Here is a 19223-nt window from a genome sequence, read left to right on the forward strand (position 1 = left end):
GCTCAAAAGTGAAGGTTTTTTGTTGCATTCACTATGAACACAAAGTAACACTATACGCACAATCTGTCACTATGGTGGATGCGGGATATGACTGAGCACGTCGGTAACAACCAGAAAGGCATGACACGCCGCAGTTTCCTGCACAAAGCTGCAGCGACGGGTGCAATGGCAGCGGCGGCCCCTTATTTCATTGGTTCGGCACGCGCTGAGAGCAAGCGCCTGCTGGTGCGTGACGCTGGGGGCAACTGGACCGACGGGTATCGAAAGGCATATTTCGAGCCATTTTTCAAAGAAACAGGCATTGAGGTCATTGGGGTCACGTCCACAGCCGAACCCACAGCCGAAGTGAAGAGCCTGGTCGATACCGGTAACTACACCTGGGACATGGGCGGGGCCATCAGCCTGGCGGCGGCCAACTTGCTGGCGCAGATGAACCTGCTCGAACCCCACCAACTGGGGGACAAACCGGTCATCAAAAGCATTCCCGCGCAGTTCAACACTGACTACGCGGTGGGCTCCGATATTTACTCCACCGCCATCGGCTACAACGTGGAGCGCATCAAACAGGTGCCCGCTGGCTGGCAGCAATTCTGGGATACCCAGAACTTTCCAGGCCGCCGTGGGATGCGTAAATACGCCTTCGACACGGTAGAGGAGGCCTTGATGGCTGATGGCGTGCCGATGGCTGATGTGTATCCCTGCGACCTGGACCGGGCCTTCGCCTCGCTGGACAAGCTGCGCGACCATGTATCGGCCTGGTGGGGCTCCGGGGCGCAGGCCACCCAGATGTTCACCAGCGGGGAGGTAGAGCTGATGCCTACTTGGACATCCCGCATACTGGCGGCCCGTGACGCTGGTGCGAAGGTGGCCATTTCCTGGGACCAGCACATCTGGGGTGTAGATGCCTGGATCATCCTGCGTGGCACGCCCAAGGCAGACCTGTGCCGCCGGTTCATCGAGTTTGCCTGCGACCCCAAGCGGCAAGCCGCCCTCACGGAATACGTGATGAACGGGCCCACCCAGCCGGCAGCCTTCGAGCATATCCCCGAGGGCCGCGCGCGCGACCTGCCGACCTACCCCGACAACATGAAGCGGGGGTTACCCATCGACACCGCGTACTGGGCTGAGAACAAGGCTGAGGCGCTGGACCATTTCAATGAATGGATTCTCGGCTAACGCGCGGCGGACCCCCTATGCAGGCAAAGTTGAAGATCGAAGGCATTCAGAAGCGCTTCGGCGCTTTCCAGGCACTGGCGCCCACGTCGCTGGAATTGCGCCAAGGTGAGTTTCTGACACTGCTTGGCCCCTCGGGCTCGGGTAAGACCACGTTGTTGATGATGGTGGCAGGCCTGCTGGAGCCGGATGCCGGCAAGCTGTGGATTGACGGCACCCTGGCCACCTATGCCCCGCCCTATGAGCGCGACATTGGCATGGTGTTTCAGAATTACGCCCTGTTTCCCCACATGACCATTGCTGAAAACGTCGGCTTTCCCTTGCGCATGCGCCGTCGACCTCTGGCCGAGGTCAACAGCGAGGTGGCCAGAGTATTGGAACTGGTACAACTGGGCCATACCGCGCACCGCCTGCCCCGCGAGCTGTCCGGGGGCCAGCAGCAGCGAATCGCACTGGCGCGGTGCATCGTGTACCAGCCCAGCATCATCCTGATGGATGAACCTTTGGGGGCGCTGGATAAAAAACTGCGCGACCAGCTGCAAATCGAAATCAAGCGGCTGCATCGCCAACTGGGCACGACCATTCTGTTCGTCACCCACGACCAGCAGGAAGCTCTGACCATGTCGGACCGCATCTGCCTGATGAACCACGGCCGGATCGAACAATTGGGCACGCCCAGCGACCTGTACTTCCGCCCCAACACCACGTTCGCGGCAGATTTCCTGGGTGAATCCAACATCGTGCCCGGCGTTGCCCAACCCCAAGGGGCAGCCCGCTGCCAAGTGGCCTGCCAAACGCTGGGCATCAGCCTCACCGTGGAGGGCGCACACAGTGGCCCCGTTAATGTGATGGTGCGCCCTGAACGGGTTGGGCTGTTCACGGCTGCCCAGCCTGCCATGAACAGCGTGCAAGGCACACTGACGGATGTGATCTTCACAGGTGGAATCACCCGCTTTATGGTCACCACGGCCGGTGGCGCCGCGTTGATGGTCGAGGGCCTGACCCTTGAGCGCGAACTCGACGCTACGCCGGGTACACCTGTTTGGGCATGCTGGCAGCCAGCCGACACCGTGATACTGCCGGCTGATGCCGTGCCGGAGGCCGCATGACGGAAGTTGCCTGCGCCCAGGCAGTGGACCAGCGCATGGGGCAACGCCGCTGGCGGGTACGCCCGTGGATGCTGGTACTGCCCGCTATTGTGTTCTTGCTGGCGCTGATGGTCTTCCCCGTGGCAGACCTGCTAAGCCTGAGCTTCACGCGCAAAGGCAGCTTCTCCCTCTATCACTACCAGCGCATCCTGGACCGTGACATCTACTGGCGCGTACTGGGCATCACCTTGCAGTTCGCGGCCTGGACCACTGTGCTGGCGGTGCTGTTCAGCTATCCGCTGGCTTACCTCACCAGTGTTAGCCGTGCCAGCACCCGCACCCGTTTGATGTTCTGGCTGCTGTTGCCGTTCTGGACCAGCTTTCTGGTCAGAACCTTCGCCTGGATCGCGCTGCTGGGTAGAAACGGCCTTTTCAATCAATGGTTCCAGGCCATGGGCCTGAGCGAGGCACCGGCTGAGCTGCTGTACAACTTCACCTCGGTGATGATCGGCATGCTGCACGCCATGATGCCCTTGTGCGTAATCACGTTGCTGTCTGTGCTGGACAATATCGATGGCAACTTAAGCCGGGCCGCCATGACACTGGGGGCCAAGCCTGGCAGCACCTTCTGGCGTATCTATTTCCCGCTGTCGCTACCTGGTGTGGCAGCGGGGGGCCTATTGGTGTTCATTTCGTCTCTAGGCTTCTTCATCACGCCAGCCCTATTGGGCAGCCCGCAAACGATCATGCTGCCCCAGCTGATCATTCAGCAGGTGCAAGAGCTGTTGAACTGGCCGTTCGCCGGTGCTCTGGCCGTGTTGCTGTTCGTGGCAGTCATGGTTGTGTTTGTGCTCTACGACCGCATATTCGGGCTGTCGACACTGGCAGGCGGCGAAGCACGGCAACGGCCGGGCAAACGGGGCGTGCTGGCACGGCTGGGCAACCTGCTGCTGGCGGCGCTGGGCCGTGTATCGGACGGGTTGGTGACCTGCGTGCGCCCGCTGGCAGGAAGGGGTTCGGAAAAACGACGGCGCCCTGTGGGCCGAATCATCCTGTGGGCCATTTCGCTGATGATTCTGACGTTCCTGGTGGCACCCGCCTTTGTGATGGTGCCGCTCTCGTTCACCCAGGGCACGGTATTGGACTGGCCTCCTCAGGGCTTCAGCTGGCAGTGGTACCAGCAGTATTTTCATTCGCCGCAGTGGCTCTCGGCCACGTGGCGTTCCATCAAGGTGGCCACGCTCACGGCGGCCCTCTCCATGGTGTTAGGCACCTTGGCAGCCTTCGGGCTACAGCGGGGGCTCAAGCGAGGTAATGCCTGGGTACTGGCGTTCCTTCTGTCCCCCCTGATCGTGCCAAGGATCATTGTGTCGGTCGCACTCTTCTACCTGTTTTCACGCCTGTCATTGACCGGCTCAACCCTTGGCCTGGTGTTGGGCCATACCATCCTGGCCATTCCCTACGTGGTGGTGAGCGTGATGGCAGTATTGAAGAACTACGACCACCGCTATGACCAGGCGGCCTGGAGCCTAGGGGCCAGCCGGCTGAAAACCTTGCGCTACGTGACCCTGCCCTTGCTGCGAGGTGGGCTGGTGGCCGCCTTCCTGTTTGCATTCGTCACCTCCTTCGACGAGCTGACATTGTCGCTCTTCATCAGTGGCGGCATGCAATCCACGCTGCCCAAGCAAATGTGGGACAGCGCCATCCTTCAAGTGAACCCCCTGCTGGCGGCCGTCTCGACGCTGCTGTTACTGCTGATTGCCTGCATTTTGTGGGTCGCGGGGAAACTTGCCAACCGTGACCAGGCCAAGCGCTGACTGACCCATCCTTAAAGGACCTACCCATGAACGTGCCTACACTTGCCGGTATTCTGCCGCCTTTTCCTACCCCCATCAAAACGGATGGCAGTGTTGACGAAGCCGCTTTGAAAAAGCTGGTAGAACACCTGATTCAAGCCGGGTGCAGCGGCCTGGTGCCCATTGGCGGCACAGGCGAGTACACAGCGCTATCCCCTGCCGATCGCGAGCGCGTGGTGGCTATTACGGTGGAGGTGTCAGCGGGGCGCGTGCCCGTGGTCGCCGGCATGGTGTCGCCAGGGTTTGCCGAATCGGTGCAAGCGGGGAAAGCGTTCAAGGCCCATGGCGCGGACGCATTGCTGACGATCACGCCGTTCTATGTCACACCTTCGCAACAGGGCATTCGCGAGTATTTTCGTGCCTACCGTGAGGCAGTGGACCTGCCCATCGTGTTCTACGACATTCCTTACCGTACGAGGATTGTTACCGACGCCGCCACCATTGCCCAAATGGAACAGGACGGCTCCATTTTTGGCATGAAAGCCTGTAATACCGACATGGCCCACTTCAATGAGATTGCGGCCTCCACTAGCCAAGATTTCCAGTTGCTGGCCGGGGAGGACATGCTGTTCCCGGCGCAGATGGCACTGGGTGCGCGGGGCGGCATTCTGGCGTCGGCCCCACTGATCCCCGAGTACTGGGTAACGCTGTACCAGGCCTTGAAAGACGGCCATATCCAGGCAGCCATCGACGCCCAGCGGGAACTGCTACCGCTGCTCAAGGCGTTGTTCGCCGAGGCCAACCCTGGCCCTTTGAAGGCTGCCATGAAGTGGATCGGTCATGACTGTGGCGAGGTGCTCGCGCCCCTGCAGGCTCCCTCACCCACCACCCTCGAACGCTTGTCCAGTGCATTGGTAGCCTTGGAACGTAAAGGCCTTATTCCTTCAGGTTCTGTATTGGCACATTAACGCAAAGCCGTGCCTCTTACTGCCCGCCTTTCATACGCCGTGCGATCAGGTACAGGCCAAGGCCAGCCAAGGCAGTGGCCGCACCGATGTAACCGGTGCTGGTCCAGCCCAGCCCGGCGGTAATAGCCATGCCCCCGAACCAAGGGCCCAGCGCGTTAGCCAGGTTGAAGGCAGCATGGTTGGAGGCTGCCGCCAGGCTGGGGGCTTCATGGGCGATGTCCATCAGGCGGATTTGCAGGGGCGCGGCTAAGGCAACCATGGTGCCCACCAGGCCAATGCCCAGCATCACGCCCCACAGCGAACCCGCCGCGAACGGGAAGAACAACAGTACGGCGATGGACCACACCAACAGCAGCCCTACGGCCCGGAATTGCAAACGATCGAACAGCTTGCCGCCAGCGATATTACCGATGATGCCGCCTACGCCGAAGGCGGCCAGGCCAAACGGAATCATCTCAGGCGTGGCATGGCTCACATTGAGCATGATGGGCGCCAGGTAGCTGAATACGCAAAACATGCCGGCAAACCCAATGGCTGCGATGGCCAAGGCCATCCAGATCTGCGGCTTGGTAAAGGCGCGCATTTCCTTCATGGGGTGGCTGCGGGGCTCATCGTGGGGCTGGGGTACAAAGCGCCACACCAAAGCAATGGTGCACAGGGCAATCACGCCCACCAACGCAAACGCCGACCGCCAGCCCAAATACTGGCCCAAAAAGGTAGCGATAGGGTTGCCCAACAGCATGGCCAGGGTAAGCCCCATCATCACCCGCGCCACAGCACCGGCCCGTTGGTTGGCCGGCACCATACTGGACGCCACCACGGCTGCAATACCGAAATAAGCCCCGTGTGGTAAACCGCTAAGGAAACGAAACACCACCAGGCTGCCGAACGAGGGTGTAAACGCTGTGGCCAGGTTACCCAAGGCATACAGCATCATTAGCAGCATCAGCATGTGCTTGCGCAGCAGCTTGGCGCCCACAATCGTCAATAACGGTGCACCCACCATCACACCCAGCGCGTAGGCGCTGATGGCGTGCCCTACCTGGGGTTCGCTCAGGTGCAGATTGCTGGCGATGTCCGGCATCAGCCCCATGATCGCGAACTCGCCTGTACCAATGGCAAAGCTGCCAACGGCCATGGCGGCTTCCATCTTGGCGGCAGAATGCGCGGGTAAGGCAGCGCGGGAGGTGTGCGGGATAGACATGGGCAGGTCCGTTTATTGGCAGGTGGAAACAAATTGCTACGTTTATGGGGAACCTGTCTAGAGCAGGGTTTTGGCGTAGAGTTCAGGTGGGGTGTGCAAGACAATCAAGAAGAAGAGCGATGCGCGTAGAGTCGCGTAAAAGGCGACCAAACCGTCCTCTGGAAAGCGACGGGAAAGAAGGGGGGGGATAAAGCCCCAACGGGCACTCTAGCGCAGCCGCGAGACAACAGCCGGTATCTGGTCCCAGCTCAGGGGGCATGTCAACGCGGAGCTGCGGCGAGGGTAGGGGTAAGCCGAATCCTAGCCTTCGACCATAACGACACCGAAGTCCGGTCTCAATTTGTTAAATGAAAGCGTCAGGTAAAAATGTTCAGCTAACTTCCCAAGGATTTATAACTGTTACACCTGCAGCTTCATAAGGAGCGGTATCACGCGAGGCCACGATAAACCCCCGTGATGCGGCAATCGCTGCAATATAACCATCAGGCGTTGGGCACCCTCTTCCACAGCCTCTGGCAGTTAAAGCCAGTCGTGCATAGCAACGTGCAGCACCTGTATCGAAGTTAAGCACCCGCCCTTCGAACAACCCAAGAAGCCCTTCAAAGGCCTCGTCTAGCATGTTTTTCCGCTTACCCGCTGGCAGTGCAGCAATTCCAAACGTCAATTCAGCAATGCTGACGCTGGAGAGGTAAAGCGTGTCTGCTGCTTGTTCGTTCAGCCAATCCCGAACGTTTGGAGCTGGTATAGGCTTCATCGCCTCAGATACGACATTGGTGTCCAAGACGATCATTCAAACCTCATCGGTTCAGCTGAAATCGTGTCGCGCACTTGGTCAAGCACTGCAACGTCTTCGTTGGTGAGGCCTACTTTCTTACCTAGCTCTGCCAGGGCATCACCGAGACGCAAACGCTGATCGGGCTTCACCGCATTAGCTAAGATCTCCCGAACCTCTGCTTCTGCGCTACGGCCGTGCTGAGCGGCCCGAACGCGAATGGCGCGATGCACCTCATCAGGCACATTTCTTACCGTCAGGATTGCCATAGTCACACCTCATAAAACGCATTCAATGACATCAAAAATACAATAATGCAGTCATTCTGGCAAGATCAGTACACACCCGGCCCATGTGTAGTTTTTAGCATGACGGCCTCACTCATCACACCCTGCAGTAGCCCTTAGTCAAGCTCGTAATGACCGGATTGCTGACGGCTCTGGTGAATTGCTATTGCGTCATCGGTGAACCAGGGATTGAGCACCCGATCCGCACCACGTAAAAGAGCTGCTTGGTGCTGCCATAACTGCCAGACGCAAAATGCAAGAAGCCCGCAATGATGCGGGCTTCTTGATTAGGGTAGCGGTGCGGGGATGATTCCCACTGGATTATTAACAGAGGGCGGCCTCAGGTTCAAAGTGCAACAGTCAATTGATCATGTTGAGTCGATTGGTCGCCAGTAACTGCAGATGATCCGTCAACACTTCAACAGGGAATTTCCAGCCCAATGTCTGACGAGGTCGGGTATTGAGCAGGTCGGCAATCTCGTCCAGCCGCTCCTGGCTAACCAGTGACAAATCGGTGCGCTTGGGTAAGTACTGCCGCAGCAAGCCGTTTGTGTTCTCGTTGTTGCCTCTTTTGCCAAGGGCTGTGCGGGTCAGCGAAGTAGATCTTCATTCCCGTGCGCGCTGTCAGCTCCGCATGCCTGGCCATCTCGCTGCCTTGGTCATGGGTCATGGTTTTCAGCAGCGCCGATGCCATACGCGAAAGTTCTCGCGTCATTGCCTCCAGCGCAGCGTTTGCGGTGGGGCATCCAACTTGCCCAGAATCACGAAATGGCTCGTGCGCTCGACCAGCGTCGCCACTGCCGAGCGATTGTTCGTGCCCATGATCAGGTCGCTTTCCCACTGGGCCGGCATACCAGTGACCTGGCACTTGCCGACCTTCGACCTCTTCAGGCCGGTAGCGAATATTCTGTTCAGCTGGATAGCGCTCGCGCCGAGCTGGCGCAGTGCTCCGAGTACGCCGCTTGCGGCCGCCCTGGCGCAGGTAACCGATGAATTGACGCTTAAGCTCGCCGCGGAGGTATGCATAGATTGTCAGGTAGATCGTTTCGTGACTCACATGCCGCTCGGGATTGTCAGGCCAGTAGTTCTTGAGTTTGGCGGCAATTTGCTGAGGAGACCAGCCTTTGGCCAACATGCTGCGTACGACCTGGAACAGTTCAGAACCAGGGCAAGAATCTTGTTGCGCCTCGGGACGTGCTTGAGAGCGCGCGCTCGGGCACCGGCAGCGCTAGCGTCATAGCGCTCAGGCTGCAACTGGCGCCGAACCTCTCGACTCAGTGTGCTGGGCTGACGCCCAAAAATTTGGGCGACGGCTCGCAGCGAGGAGCCTTGCATACGCATGATCATCAGCGTTACGCGCTCTTTTATGGTCAAGTGGGTGTAGTGAGTAGTCAGCAGCACCTTACCTCGCGTGTTGCACTTGGTCACTGAGACCGCCAGGTGTATTTCTCAGCGCTGGGTAAGGTGAGGTTCGAGTTCACGGGCAAAACGTCCATTGTGGAAATAGCGAGGTTGATTTCGGGGCATGTGCTGGGATGAGTTGATTAGTTGAGTTTTACCACTGTTGTTGGTGCTAATAGGCCAATCGTATAAAAAACTAGCCGCCTTGTTCGAGAGCTTGGTGAATAGACGCGCTTACTAAGTTAGGCGAACCTCTATTGTCTGGTATATTTTCTGACAATTAAAAACAGGATTTCCATTTTTTCTATTTGCAATTCGTTACGCGTGATCTATAAGAGTCAATTTATAGCCAGACTGTAACATGAAGTTACATCGTATTGCACTAAGGTTGCAATACGATCCAATTTTGGTTTAACGTCCACGCCTCGCTATTTTTCAAGCAAGGAGCAGGGTTATGGCATTTGATGCTTTCATGAAGATTGAAGGGGTTCAGGGTGAATCGTTGGATGCAGGGCACGAAGGTTGGATAGAGCTACTTTCGTACCACTACGATGCCGCTCAATCCATTAGTCAAACAGCCAGCTCAAGCGGAGGTGCTACCGCTGGCGGTGTGTCGTTAGGGGATTTCCAGATAAGCAAATACGTGGACTGCGCTACCCCAAAGCTGTTCGAACTTTGCTGCCGCGGTACACATATCCCTACCGTCACCATTCGTATCCACCGTGCAGGCTCTGAGAAACTCAAGTACCTCGACATCGTAATGGAAGAGGCACTGATCGCCTTGGTAAGCGGCCAAGGTGCGGAACACTCCGGCTTTCCTGTAGAGGTTGTGACCCTGAACTACGGTCGCATCAGATTCGAATATTCAAAGCAGCGGCGTACCGATGGAGCCAGTGCCGGCATTGTTACAGGCGGCTGGGACAGAAAGGCGAAAAGGCCGTTTGCGTAAGGGAACACACCATGTCTGACGATGGAAGCTTTCGCGTCATCCTCAATTTCGCCCAGATGGCCGCGATACTTACTCACGAATCCCTTACACCTGCCGAAATCATGTCCAACCGTATATTCGGTAGCCTTCGGTTGGTAGGCGGAATTATCGAGCTGGCAGGTTCGGGCGTATTGTGCGCGGTACCTGAACCAACGATGATTTCAAAACTTGGCTGCGTAGCAATGGGGGTTCATGCCTCCGACCAGCTTTCGGCGGCCTCTACACAGCTTTTCACAGGCCAGCAAACGGACTCCTACGCATTCAAAGCGGGGGCAACAGCGGCCGAGGCTTTAGGGGCGTCTCGGATAACAGGTCAGGTAATCGGTTTGGCTACGGAGTTCGCTGTGCCGCTGACTACAGCCTCGCTTTACAACGCGTTTCGGGTGTCTTCGGTGCGGGCGGGTAGGATGAGCATAGCTACGAGCGAAAAGCCGCTTCATGCCCCTAAAAATCTCGGCGGGGGGCACACTATGCTCAAACACGTCGCCAAAGATTTAGATTATTTGAAAAAGAGATTTGCATCGAAGCGAGTTCACACTTCCTCCACGTTCTACAATTTGGAAATAGCGGAATGGGCGGTTAGCCAAGCCCTTAAGAAAAACAGGCTGAAAATATTAATGCAATCCAAAGCAAAGCTAGTGCTAAAGGAAAAACGATATGATTTTTCTACATCATTGGAAAAGCCAGTAGGTTGGGGCGTAAAAAGAGAAGCTCCTGACAAGATCATAGAGATGTCCAAAGTCACAGTTACAATTAAATTTGTAGAGTACAACCACATGCCTTATTATTTAGTAACAGCTTTCCCTTCAGCGTAGAGCAATAATTATGAAATACGGACTTATAAATGACTTCATTTACGATGTCGGCGATGCCGTAGGGGAGTTCCTACCTGAAGAGGAAAAGATAGATCTCACACCTATCAACTTGGAAGACATAGTCAAAAAATATATAGACGAGCGTAACTTGCTAAATGTTTTTTTCTTAAAACGACAGATAAAAATCTATATAAAAAGCCATATGACACCCGACGGCTTGGAATATGCCTACCCCCCTTTCGGGCAGGACACATCTTTTGTTGAAGACTATTTTGAGGGAGACCTTCATACCTTTTTTATCCGTGTCATAAGTCTGCTTGATCTAGAATCCAAGAATCGCTTACGTAGCTTTCTATCAAATGCAGTAAAAAAAGTTAATAACTCAGAAACTGGGAAAAAGTAAAATTTTGCAAAATTATTCAACCAAGAACTCAATGTGATATTTTTAAACCGTACATCGCGCGTACTATCCTAACTCTCCAAACCTCGGACTCTAATGATGCGTGGATATATGGAGCTAACAGACTTCATGAAACATTTAGCTGATGGCATACTTGACTACCTTCCAGATGACCAGAGAGTTGGACAACTCTCGATCGCAACCATAATCGAAAAATGGATGGCAGAGAAATCTTATTTTTCTGCCCTTTCATTGAGAAAAGACGTAGCTTCTTACATAAACCTACAGAAGTCCGGAGACTTTAAAGTTGATGAGATACTGTCATGGGACGACCTTTGCTTTATCCATGAAAGATTCGATGTCGAAGAACATATATTTTTCACCGCCATCTTTGGCTTGATTGACTGTCATGTCGAAAAAAAGAGAAAATCTCTTCTCGCTAAATATTTTGGATGGTTAGGCTATCGATAAAAATGGCCTGGTTTGAGTGGCCTGATGATCTTGGAATTCCAATAGCAGGATAAGGAGATATGGCCTACGGATCAGCGGATCTCTCGATGTGCCTGAATAAACTTATCTTAAAACCAGACTCTTGGCGTCTATTCGGGTATATCAGAACTGATTATGTACGCGCATATAGAAATACGTCAGTACCTGCATTAATTCTAGATAGAGCTGCCGACGCCTTCACAATAGAAGGAATGCAAAAATAGTGAACAAACAAAAAATCGGGCAAATTTTCACACGCAAGAGTTTATTTATTTGCGATTGCATGTGCTGCTTTTCATTCAGTATGGATATTACTTATTGTTAATTATTTTTTTGATTTTAGCATTTTTGTGGCTAGGCTTATTTTGGCAGTATCCTTTATCATAATCTCATTATTTTGCATTAAATTATTCCATCGAAAAACAAACAAGGTTGACGGTTAAAAATGAGTGCAACATCAAAATTTAAAACACGGTATACGCATGTCTTATCAAGAACTCAGCGTCGAAGAACGCGTCCCGATCCAGCTCAGCCAGCTCCAGAGATTGAGCCAACGAAACAGTGCTCGATAGGAATCCGTCCGATCGTCAGCCGTAAGCTACGTCGTCATGCTGCCAGTATCTCGCCCTACTCGGCCAGCCAAGCCCACAACGATAGGCGCGACGCTGCAGGGTCTGCGTCCAGTGCTATGGGCCTTCCTAGTGCTAGACTTGGTTTTGAGAAGCGATAAAGCAGGAGTAAAGAATATCAGCGAAATCATGCTCATTGATATCACCAACAACCAAGTCCCTAACGGCATCCGCTATCAAATCGTTATCTAGAGTAATTTAATAATCATTAAGCGAAAGGTACTCCAAGCCGACTGCAAGCCAGGTACGCTTTTTCGCATCAGGCAATGCGTGGCCTTGCGCGATGCTGGCAGTGTACTTAGCGGCAATTTCAAATACATCGTCAAGGCCATTATAGGCAATCGCGTTGTCAATTCGAGCCAGCGCGCCTTGTAAAAGCGGAATATTTACCACCCCTTTCATACCGGGCTCGGTAGTCAAGATCTGAGCATTTATCTCAATAACACGTTCAAATGGAAAAAAGATCAATTCCATTACATGTCAGCCAACTTCTTAAAGGTTTTTTTGTGCGTCCTGAGAACGAGCTTGGTTTCTGAATGAACGATCTGCTTACCCGAGTCGCCACCCAAGTCCAGCTTCTTGATGGCTTTAACTTTAGGTCGCTCTACTATGGATACACCATAAGTTTTCAGCTTGTGGTTCATGACTTGAGTACCCCAAACGGTTTAATCAATTCTGCTCACACGGTAGCACACTGAGAGGCAAGATACACTGAGCCGTTGGCTGCATCGGGCGCCGCTTACTGGCTAGCATCGGTGTAACGCCAGCGCATGGTTTAGCATCCGTCATTACTTAGGCTGGCCTTGGCGAGCCCAGCTTGACTCTGGCGGCCGCACCGTAGGCATCTAAAATGTCTCGCATCCCGACCTTGAGATTGTGATCGTGTTGAGCTGCTTTTAAACAGATGCGCCAGTTTCGAAGGGTGACAAATGCAAAAAGCCCGCAACTGAGCGGGCATTTTCGTTAGTCAAGACAGGTCCCTTAGAGGGCGCGGGATCATTCCCACTCTATTATTAACAAGCAGGTAAACCTCAGGAAAACCGGCGCTTCTGGAGAGTTGAAGCGCACAAGACCATGAAAAATACCATTTTACATCTCAGCGCATCATTCGTTATCTGTCGCAGATTATGCCATAACACTCAGGAGTAATTCCCCTACTGACTCGCCTACAAGACCTAGCCAAGTCGTCGATGTGCGAAGGCTGACAGGTTCAACGTCAAGCCCTGCAGCAACCGCAGGACCTCTGGATCGTCGTCCGTGAGAAGCTCGACCAGATCCTCTTGGTCAGGTTGCCCAAGCGCCACGCGATATAGGAGGCGTTGCGCCTTCAGCTTGGCAAATCGATCGATGTCGCGGCTCTGCGGCAGGGCGAACAGGTGGCGTTTGAGGTCAGCACCGGGCAGCGTCCACCAAGGCGTAAGGCCGGTTTCGTCATCTTTGAAAGCCTCGTCGGCACCTTTTGCTATCGCGTCCCAGGGAGAGGTCAGGTCGCGCCGGGCCTTGGCCAAGGCGTCCTTTCCGAGCTTGTCGGCGAGCGGACGGCGGACGGTGAGGCCGCCAAAACGCTGAACGCGGCCCTCGCGCTGCTCGAGATCGACCGGGCTCGAGCACAGGTCCCAATGCCCGAGACGGTCACACCAGCTATGGAAATCGAGACCTTCCTGACCAACTGAGGTGGTCGCGAGGACATAGGGCCAGAATGGCGTATTGAACGCGCTGCGAATTTCCTCCGAGCGCGCGGGCGTCTGGTTGTCGTCGCCCTGATCCTGACTCTGCGTCTCGCTCTCAGTGCCGCCGAACGGCACGGCGGCATGGCAGCGGATGCGGATCTTCTCTTTCTTGGCCAGCCCTTTGAAGCCGAACGTCCCGACATTTGCAGAAAGCGCTTCAGACAGGTCGTCGATGAGGCCGATGCCTCCCACCTTGGATTTGCGCAGCCAGAAATGCTCGTCGAGCACCGCCTCGAGACAACCCTCGACGCAGGCACGCTGATATTTGGCCGTCGCGTCGTCTCCCGGCAGTACCGACCAAAACACCGGACGATCAAGATAGGTGCGTAGCTTGCTCCAGCAGAACCGCGCCAACTTACGATAATGCTGACCTTTATAGTCGAAGAGCTCCGGGAGGTGGCGATAGAGCGCGCGGCCGGCAACAACACCCGGGGCGCCGAGCGCCATGTCGACCAGCGCGTCGAGCTCCCACTTGCTAATCCAGCTAATCTGCTCCGCCTGCTGACGCTGTTCGAGGAGGGACTGGAGAGCCGCGTCCTTTGGCGCCACCCCTCCCCACTCCTTTTGGATCGCGGCAAACTCGCGAACGTGTGGCTGCGGCTGTGCAGCTTCGATCGTTGCGAGCACCGCCCAAGCTGGCTTGCGACGGCGACCATCACGCTTGTTCGGCGCCTCGGGCGCAATGGATACCGGCAGCGCCCGAATGATCTGCTGCCTTGCCCGAGCACGAACTTGCTTGATCGAGGCGCCGTCGCGGACGTCGAGCGGATCGACGGCGCGGATCAGGAACGGGCTCGGGTGGAAGAGCGCGAAGGTTGGCCCCTGATTAGGCTTAGGATTGAGGTGGCGCTTTTTCCAAGCGTTCGTATAGGGCAGGGAGCTTCTCCCTACGAACTTGCGCTCGACCTCCAGGCTTACCAGCGCCGCGACGCTTTGCGGCGTTGCCCTAAATCGGCTGAAGATCATCATCTTTTGGGGTCGCGTCACCTTAGCCCAAGGGCCTGCAGGATCCCACCAACTCAACGACGGCAGCATCCAGGGTAAAGCGAGCGCATCGGTTGGCAAGATATCGCCGAGCGCCCGGAGCTTGGCACTCCCCCAGGCATCTTTCGGTGGCTTGGCCCAAGTCGTGATGCCAAGATGCGGGACGCTGCGCGTCACCGGGAACTCCACACCACGTGTGATTTGATAGCGGTCGCCGAGGGCCTGTGCAGGCAAAGGGACCGACAGCCAATAGGCGATCGTGGCGGTCTTCAGGTTGTTGGGCACCCCAGCGGTAAAATGGCGATAGACGTCTAGGTCGTGCGGCTCTATGCGCACGGGCTTAGGCGATGATTCGCTATTTTCTCGAGCGGCAGGACGTTCCGTCCGAGACATGAGCGGCGTGAGCAGTCTCTCTAACCGATGCTTAATCGCCTCAGCCTCGCCGATCGCCGCCCCACGGCTCTCGACCGGCAGGCGGCCGATCGCGTGCAGCAGATCGCCGAATCGGCGGAATTGGGTCTCAGCCTTGCAACGAACATCAGCACCGCCCAGAAACGCGATGAGTTCAAACAGTTCGACGTGCGGAGCAACGCCCGCGCCGGTCTCCCAACGCTCCGCATAAAAGCGGTAAGGCGTGGCCGAGATCAACAGGATTGGCGGCGGCGAGGAGCCGCTCTTGCCTTCGAGCATCTGGCGCGCGAGTGGATTGTCCGCGCGCGCATCGAGCAGTTCGCGGTAGCACTGGAACTCGTCGAGGATAACAAGATCCGGCCTCGCGGAGTCAAGCGCCGCTTGCGCCAGAGCCTTGCGCATTAGACCGATCGTGTGGCCGTCTGAGATCATCTCGTCATTGGCTGCTTGCGAGATGGTCTTGCGCGCAGCCCTGCCAAACTCTCCTCTGAGCGCCCTGCCATAGGCGATCTTGAAGGCAACCGAGGCATATTCGAACTTTCGTTCGGCTTCGGCGAGAGCCCAGACCCAGCCTGTCGTCGCGCCGTGCTCAATGAATTTGTCCGGAAACGTGCTTGTCAGCCCTGGATAAATCTCATCTAGCAACAGTTTGATAAAGGCACGTTCGACAGCTTTGCCGCCGTAGAGGCGCTTCTTGCTGGAGAAGGACGTGTGGGGCGTAAACGCATAGAGCCGCAGGCTGCCGGTACGTTTCTCCTCAATAGGGATCAGACCGACGCGATCAATCTTCGAGAGCGCCGCGTCGGCGGCATCCTCGTCCAGGAAGCGCAGCAGTTCAACCTTGTTCTGATCAGCGACCTTGTGACCGCTCGAGATGTAATAGACCGTGAACTTGCGGGCCTTATGGGCGAGCGCCGCGAGCGTGTCGCGAGCGACGACGGTCTTGCCGAGGCCAACCTCGTCAGCAACGAGGAACCGGCGAAGCTGATTTCCGCCCGAAAGAGCTTTTGTAGCAGCTGCGACCGTCGCTTGCTGGAACGGCTTGGACCGGGCACTCATGAGGCGAGTTGCATGCGTGCGATCGCCCAAATCTGCGCGAGCTCGTTCAAATCTTTCTTCTCCGCTGTGGTGAGGTTCTCGTCATGGGCAAGTAGCGCTTCGACATAAGGCCCGAAGTGTTTATCAACCCTTGTGAACGCCCTCTCATCGCGAGCCCAAGCGGTGAGGATGTCTTCGAGCGTCAAACGGCTATAGCTCAGCGCCTTGCGCCCATTGGCCGGCCCTTCCATTTCTTCGTCCCAGGCAACGTCACCGATCGGAATGGTTTCTCCGCCTAGCATCGCCCGCATCCAATCGTGGAAGGCGCGCAGCCCCATGTGACTGGCGAGAGCGGCGAGGTCGCGCTTTTCGTCGAGCGGGGGATCGACCGTCACGCGCTGCATCCACCGCGCTGATCCCCCGGCTGAGGTTATGCGGACCTGGATGAACGCTGATTGGATCGACAGCGGAATAGCCCCGAGATCGAGCCGGACACCGTCCTGGGGCCACTCGAGAAGATCGCCATTGGCATGCCCGGCGGACAGGCGGTGGCTCGCATCCGTGAGTTGCGGCTCTGCTCTCGCATCGAGGACGAAGCGATCGTCATCACGGCGGAGGATCGGATCCCACGATGCCATGAGCGCCTTGCGTGATTCTTCTAGCGCATCCCCCTTGCTGGTGTCGGCGGGATTGGTCTGCGCAAGTTCCTCGATCGTGACCGGGGTGGCCTTGCCAATCAGGAAATCGAGGCCGGCATTGAACGCGTCGCCCGCTTCGAGCTCGACCATTACTTCGGAATTCCTGCCAGCCCAAGCGCGGTCAGTGGCGTTGGCGCTGCCAACGCGGACGATTGTGGTGTTACGCTGATGAAAAGCGACGAGTTTGGCATGAAGCGCAAGAGGCTGCGGCTCGGCTTCGTCGTCCGACGTCGAAGTCTTGGGTACCTCCGGAGCCTTCTCCTCAATGGTCTCATCTGGTGCTGCGTAGGCGAGGATACGTGAAAAGGCCGCGAGCGGCGATCCCGAACGGTTCGCAACGTCGACCAACGCAGGCATTGAGGAGACCAAGGTTCGCGCGCCGGTCGGCCCCCAGCGCCCCGCTACTTTCAGAAACTTTGGCGAGAGAAACGGGCTAACGATCGTGATGCCATCTATAGTGCCCGCAGGAGGCTCGACGGCCAGAGCGACACCGTCTTCGAGACCGTTAAGAAGAGCCCGCAGTCGAAAGCCCTCCGGTGCCTCCCACCAGACAGAGTCAAGTTCCTCACTTATGGCCGAGGCGTCCGCCCGACCCGCTGCTCTGGCAAGGCTAGCGCCAAGATCACCAATACCGTCGAGGCGCATCCGACCTTTTCCACGCTTTCCATATCCGTCGAGAAGCACGCCCACCTCAAGGTCCTGTGACCGGGTGAGGTTCCGGCTCCCAACCCATAGCTTCCAGCGGGTCGGCCCCTTCTGGCCTTCGTATGCCACGAGCGCGATCTTTGGATGCCAACTGCGGAAACGCTCGTCATGCGTCTGCTCAATCACGAATTGGTCGAGAATACCCGCGACCCTCGGTAGCGCGACCGGCCGCACGATTCTCCCGCGCTGAACTATGATCCGCACACGGTTCCGCAACTGATCAACCGCTTCTGCGAAATCGATCGCCGCGCCCGAGCCCTTCTCGTTATTACGACCGATCAGCGCTAGCAGCATCGCTGCGATGGCCGAAAGGTCCACCGAATAGGTCGCGAACAGCGCGAGACGGACGGTCTCGCCGCGCTCTGGACGAAGCTCGTCAAGATAGGGCTGTCCGTCCCATGCTGGCAGGCGCTCCATTATGCGACGCCCTCCAAGTCCCGGAGAAGGCGTTTCACATTGCCCCAGCGGTAGTGAAGCGGATGCGCAAAGCCATGATTCTCTGCCTGCCACTCCATGCGCCGATCGACACCGAACTGGTTGTTAGCGAGGCGCGACCGATCACCTTTTCGGCTGTACTCGGCCCTGCTATAGACATCGAGCAGGGAGGCTGGCTTCTTTGTCCTCGAGCGGATCCAGGCAAGCGTCTCGCGAAGCACGGCTTCGACGGGCGCGGGGAGGTGGCCGACATCGTCGAGGAACTGAGCGAAATCGAGGCGCCCCGCCTGCGCCCCCCATTCATCAACGACGCCCCCGAGTCTCGCACGGTGCAGCTTCTCCTGGGGGCGCTTGTCTCGGGTCTCCTTTAAGGACTCAACAAGTGCGGCATAGACAGCCCGGCCAATCGCCGAGAGCGCGGCTGCCTGTCCGGCGCGGTTCAGAAGAGCGGCGTCCTTACCAGCAAGGCTAAGGATCTCGTCGCCCCAGCAATGCACAGCATCGTCCAGCGGACGCCCCACGAGCTTGGCAAAAAGGGAGGGCTCGCTCGGGTCGCTCGGCGAACGGACAGCGCGAAGCTTGCGAGCCAAGAATTCCTGTTCTCGTGCCGAGAGCTCAAGCGTCAGCTTGCCGTCGCCGTCCCATCCCGCCGGTGCGTCGATCAAGCCCGTGATCGGCCATGCGACCGCATCGAAGGGCTTGCCGTCGTCATCGTGCATCGACCGCTTGCTTCCGCCCGCGAGCAGCCGCGCCATGTCGGGGCGGCTCCAGGGACGTCCGTCGGGGCGGGCGCCGATCAGTCCCCATTTCGTGAGCGCCGTCCAGTAGACATAGGCAGGCGGCTGGCTGATGGTGCGAGGATAGACCTCACCACCGATCACGCCGTCGCGTTCCCCTTCACTGCCTTTGAACTGAAGGCGGCCGGTCAGCCTATGCTCGAGATCAATGAATGCATGTGCGAAATCTTTGGGGGACGGCCGCTTCGCCCGCAAGCTCTGATATAGCCACGGAATGAGGAGCGCGTATCGGAGTCGGGTGTGCAGGACCGAGGTGCCCGGAAAGAAATGGTCCGCGTAACGCTGGTGGACAATTAGAAAGCCGACCTCATCGCGGACCCCGGAGCTAGCACCGAACATCATCTGCTCTGCCTGCCCAAGTGCCTTCCGCGAAAGGAACGTAAAGCCAAAAGATGACAAGAGACTGCTCCCTATG

Annotated in this window: 16 protein-coding genes and 2 pseudogenes; 10 read left to right on the plus strand and 8 right to left on the minus strand. The window is 56.7% G+C overall.

The window, feature by feature from the left end:
- Nucleotides 1-87 precede the first annotated feature (87 nt).
- Genes ACSAMW_RS09745 through dapA form a run of 4 tightly spaced genes read left to right on the plus strand, consistent with a single transcriptional unit; the run spans nucleotide 88 to nucleotide 5025 of the window.
- Entirely contained in the window at nucleotides 88-1176 is a 1089-nt protein-coding gene (locus ACSAMW_RS09745) for an ABC transporter substrate-binding protein (RefSeq protein ID WP_500593749.1), read from the plus strand.
- A gap of 17 nt (nucleotides 1177-1193) precedes the next feature.
- The gene (locus ACSAMW_RS09750; RefSeq protein WP_500593750.1) at nucleotides 1194-2282 is read left to right on the plus strand and encodes an ABC transporter ATP-binding protein; all 1089 of its coding nucleotides are present in this window, start codon (nucleotides 1194-1196) and stop codon (nucleotides 2280-2282) included.
- Nucleotides 2279-4078: an ABC transporter permease subunit gene (locus tag ACSAMW_RS09755; protein WP_500593751.1), complete on the plus strand. Its 1800-nt coding sequence runs from the start codon at nucleotides 2279-2281 to the stop codon at nucleotides 4076-4078. The genes ACSAMW_RS09750 and ACSAMW_RS09755 overlap by 4 nt, the downstream gene beginning before the upstream one ends.
- 26 nt (nucleotides 4079-4104) lie before the next feature.
- Nucleotides 4105-5025 (plus strand): 4-hydroxy-tetrahydrodipicolinate synthase, encoded by a 921-nt coding sequence (gene dapA / locus ACSAMW_RS09760; protein WP_500593752.1) that lies wholly within the window; start codon nucleotides 4105-4107, stop codon nucleotides 5023-5025.
- A 16-nt stretch (nucleotides 5026-5041) separates the two neighbouring features.
- Here dapA and ACSAMW_RS09765 read toward each other — a convergent pair whose 3' ends face one another.
- The 4 genes and pseudogenes from ACSAMW_RS09765 to ACSAMW_RS09780 form a co-directional block, all read right to left on the minus strand.
- Nucleotides 5042-6229: an MFS transporter gene (locus ACSAMW_RS09765; RefSeq protein ID WP_500593753.1), complete on the minus strand. Its 1188-nt coding sequence runs from the start codon at nucleotides 6227-6229 to the stop codon at nucleotides 5042-5044.
- Between the two features lie 370 nt (nucleotides 6230-6599).
- Nucleotides 6600-7019, minus strand: coding sequence for a type II toxin-antitoxin system VapC family toxin (locus ACSAMW_RS09770; protein ID WP_500593754.1), 420 nt, complete (start codon nucleotides 7017-7019; stop codon nucleotides 6600-6602).
- Nucleotides 7016-7270, minus strand: coding sequence for a FitA-like ribbon-helix-helix domain-containing protein (locus ACSAMW_RS09775; RefSeq protein WP_500593755.1), 255 nt, complete (start codon nucleotides 7268-7270; stop codon nucleotides 7016-7018). The genes ACSAMW_RS09770 and ACSAMW_RS09775 overlap by 4 nt, the downstream gene beginning before the upstream one ends.
- A gap of 378 nt (nucleotides 7271-7648) precedes the next feature.
- Nucleotides 7649-8683 (minus strand): annotated as a pseudogene (locus tag ACSAMW_RS09780) (IS30 family transposase).
- 42 nt (nucleotides 8684-8725) lie between these two features.
- Between ACSAMW_RS09780 and ACSAMW_RS09785 the strand changes: the two are divergent.
- The 6 genes and pseudogenes from ACSAMW_RS09785 to ACSAMW_RS09810 form a co-directional block, all read left to right on the plus strand.
- A pseudogene (locus ACSAMW_RS09785) lies at nucleotides 8726-8827 on the plus strand (PH domain-containing protein); the annotation flags it as partial.
- Nucleotides 8828-9143: 316 nt separating this feature from the next.
- Entirely contained in the window at nucleotides 9144-9638 is a 495-nt protein-coding gene (locus ACSAMW_RS09790; protein ID WP_500593756.1) for an Hcp family type VI secretion system effector, read from the plus strand.
- 11 nt (nucleotides 9639-9649) lie between these two features.
- Nucleotides 9650-10492, plus strand: a complete 843-nt coding sequence (locus ACSAMW_RS09795; RefSeq protein WP_500593757.1) for an RNase A-like domain-containing protein — start codon at nucleotides 9650-9652, stop codon at nucleotides 10490-10492.
- 10 nt (nucleotides 10493-10502) lie between these two features.
- The gene (locus ACSAMW_RS09800; RefSeq protein ID WP_500593758.1) at nucleotides 10503-10895 is read left to right on the plus strand and encodes a hypothetical protein; all 393 of its coding nucleotides are present in this window, start codon (nucleotides 10503-10505) and stop codon (nucleotides 10893-10895) included.
- Between the two features lie 126 nt (nucleotides 10896-11021).
- Nucleotides 11022-11363, plus strand: coding sequence for a hypothetical protein (locus ACSAMW_RS09805; protein WP_500593759.1), 342 nt, complete (start codon nucleotides 11022-11024; stop codon nucleotides 11361-11363).
- A gap of 59 nt (nucleotides 11364-11422) precedes the next feature.
- Complete coding sequence (locus tag ACSAMW_RS09810; protein ID WP_500593760.1) at nucleotides 11423-11605, plus strand: DUF4225 domain-containing protein; 183 nt, start codon at nucleotides 11423-11425, stop codon at nucleotides 11603-11605.
- A gap of 603 nt (nucleotides 11606-12208) precedes the next feature.
- Here the strand turns inward: ACSAMW_RS09810 and ACSAMW_RS09815 are convergent.
- The 4 genes from ACSAMW_RS09815 to ACSAMW_RS09830 all read right to left on the minus strand — a co-directional run bounded on the left by ACSAMW_RS09815 (nucleotide 12209) and on the right by ACSAMW_RS09830 (nucleotide 19150).
- Complete coding sequence (locus ACSAMW_RS09815) at nucleotides 12209-12484, minus strand: type II toxin-antitoxin system death-on-curing family toxin (protein ID WP_500593761.1); 276 nt, start codon at nucleotides 12482-12484, stop codon at nucleotides 12209-12211.
- A gap of 701 nt (nucleotides 12485-13185) precedes the next feature.
- Nucleotides 13186-16194, minus strand: a complete 3009-nt coding sequence (locus tag ACSAMW_RS09820; RefSeq protein WP_500593762.1) for a helicase — start codon at nucleotides 16192-16194, stop codon at nucleotides 13186-13188.
- Complete coding sequence (locus ACSAMW_RS09825; RefSeq protein ID WP_500593763.1) at nucleotides 16191-17993, minus strand: phospholipase D family protein; 1803 nt, start codon at nucleotides 17991-17993, stop codon at nucleotides 16191-16193. The genes ACSAMW_RS09820 and ACSAMW_RS09825 overlap by 4 nt, the downstream gene beginning before the upstream one ends.
- Nucleotides 17993-19150, minus strand: coding sequence for a DUF6361 family protein (locus ACSAMW_RS09830; RefSeq protein ID WP_500593764.1), 1158 nt, complete (start codon nucleotides 19148-19150; stop codon nucleotides 17993-17995). The genes ACSAMW_RS09825 and ACSAMW_RS09830 overlap by 1 nt, the downstream gene beginning before the upstream one ends.
- Nucleotides 19151-19223: the final 73 nt, after the last annotated feature.

Source organism: Pseudomonas sp. AB39(2026) (assembly GCF_059831485.1).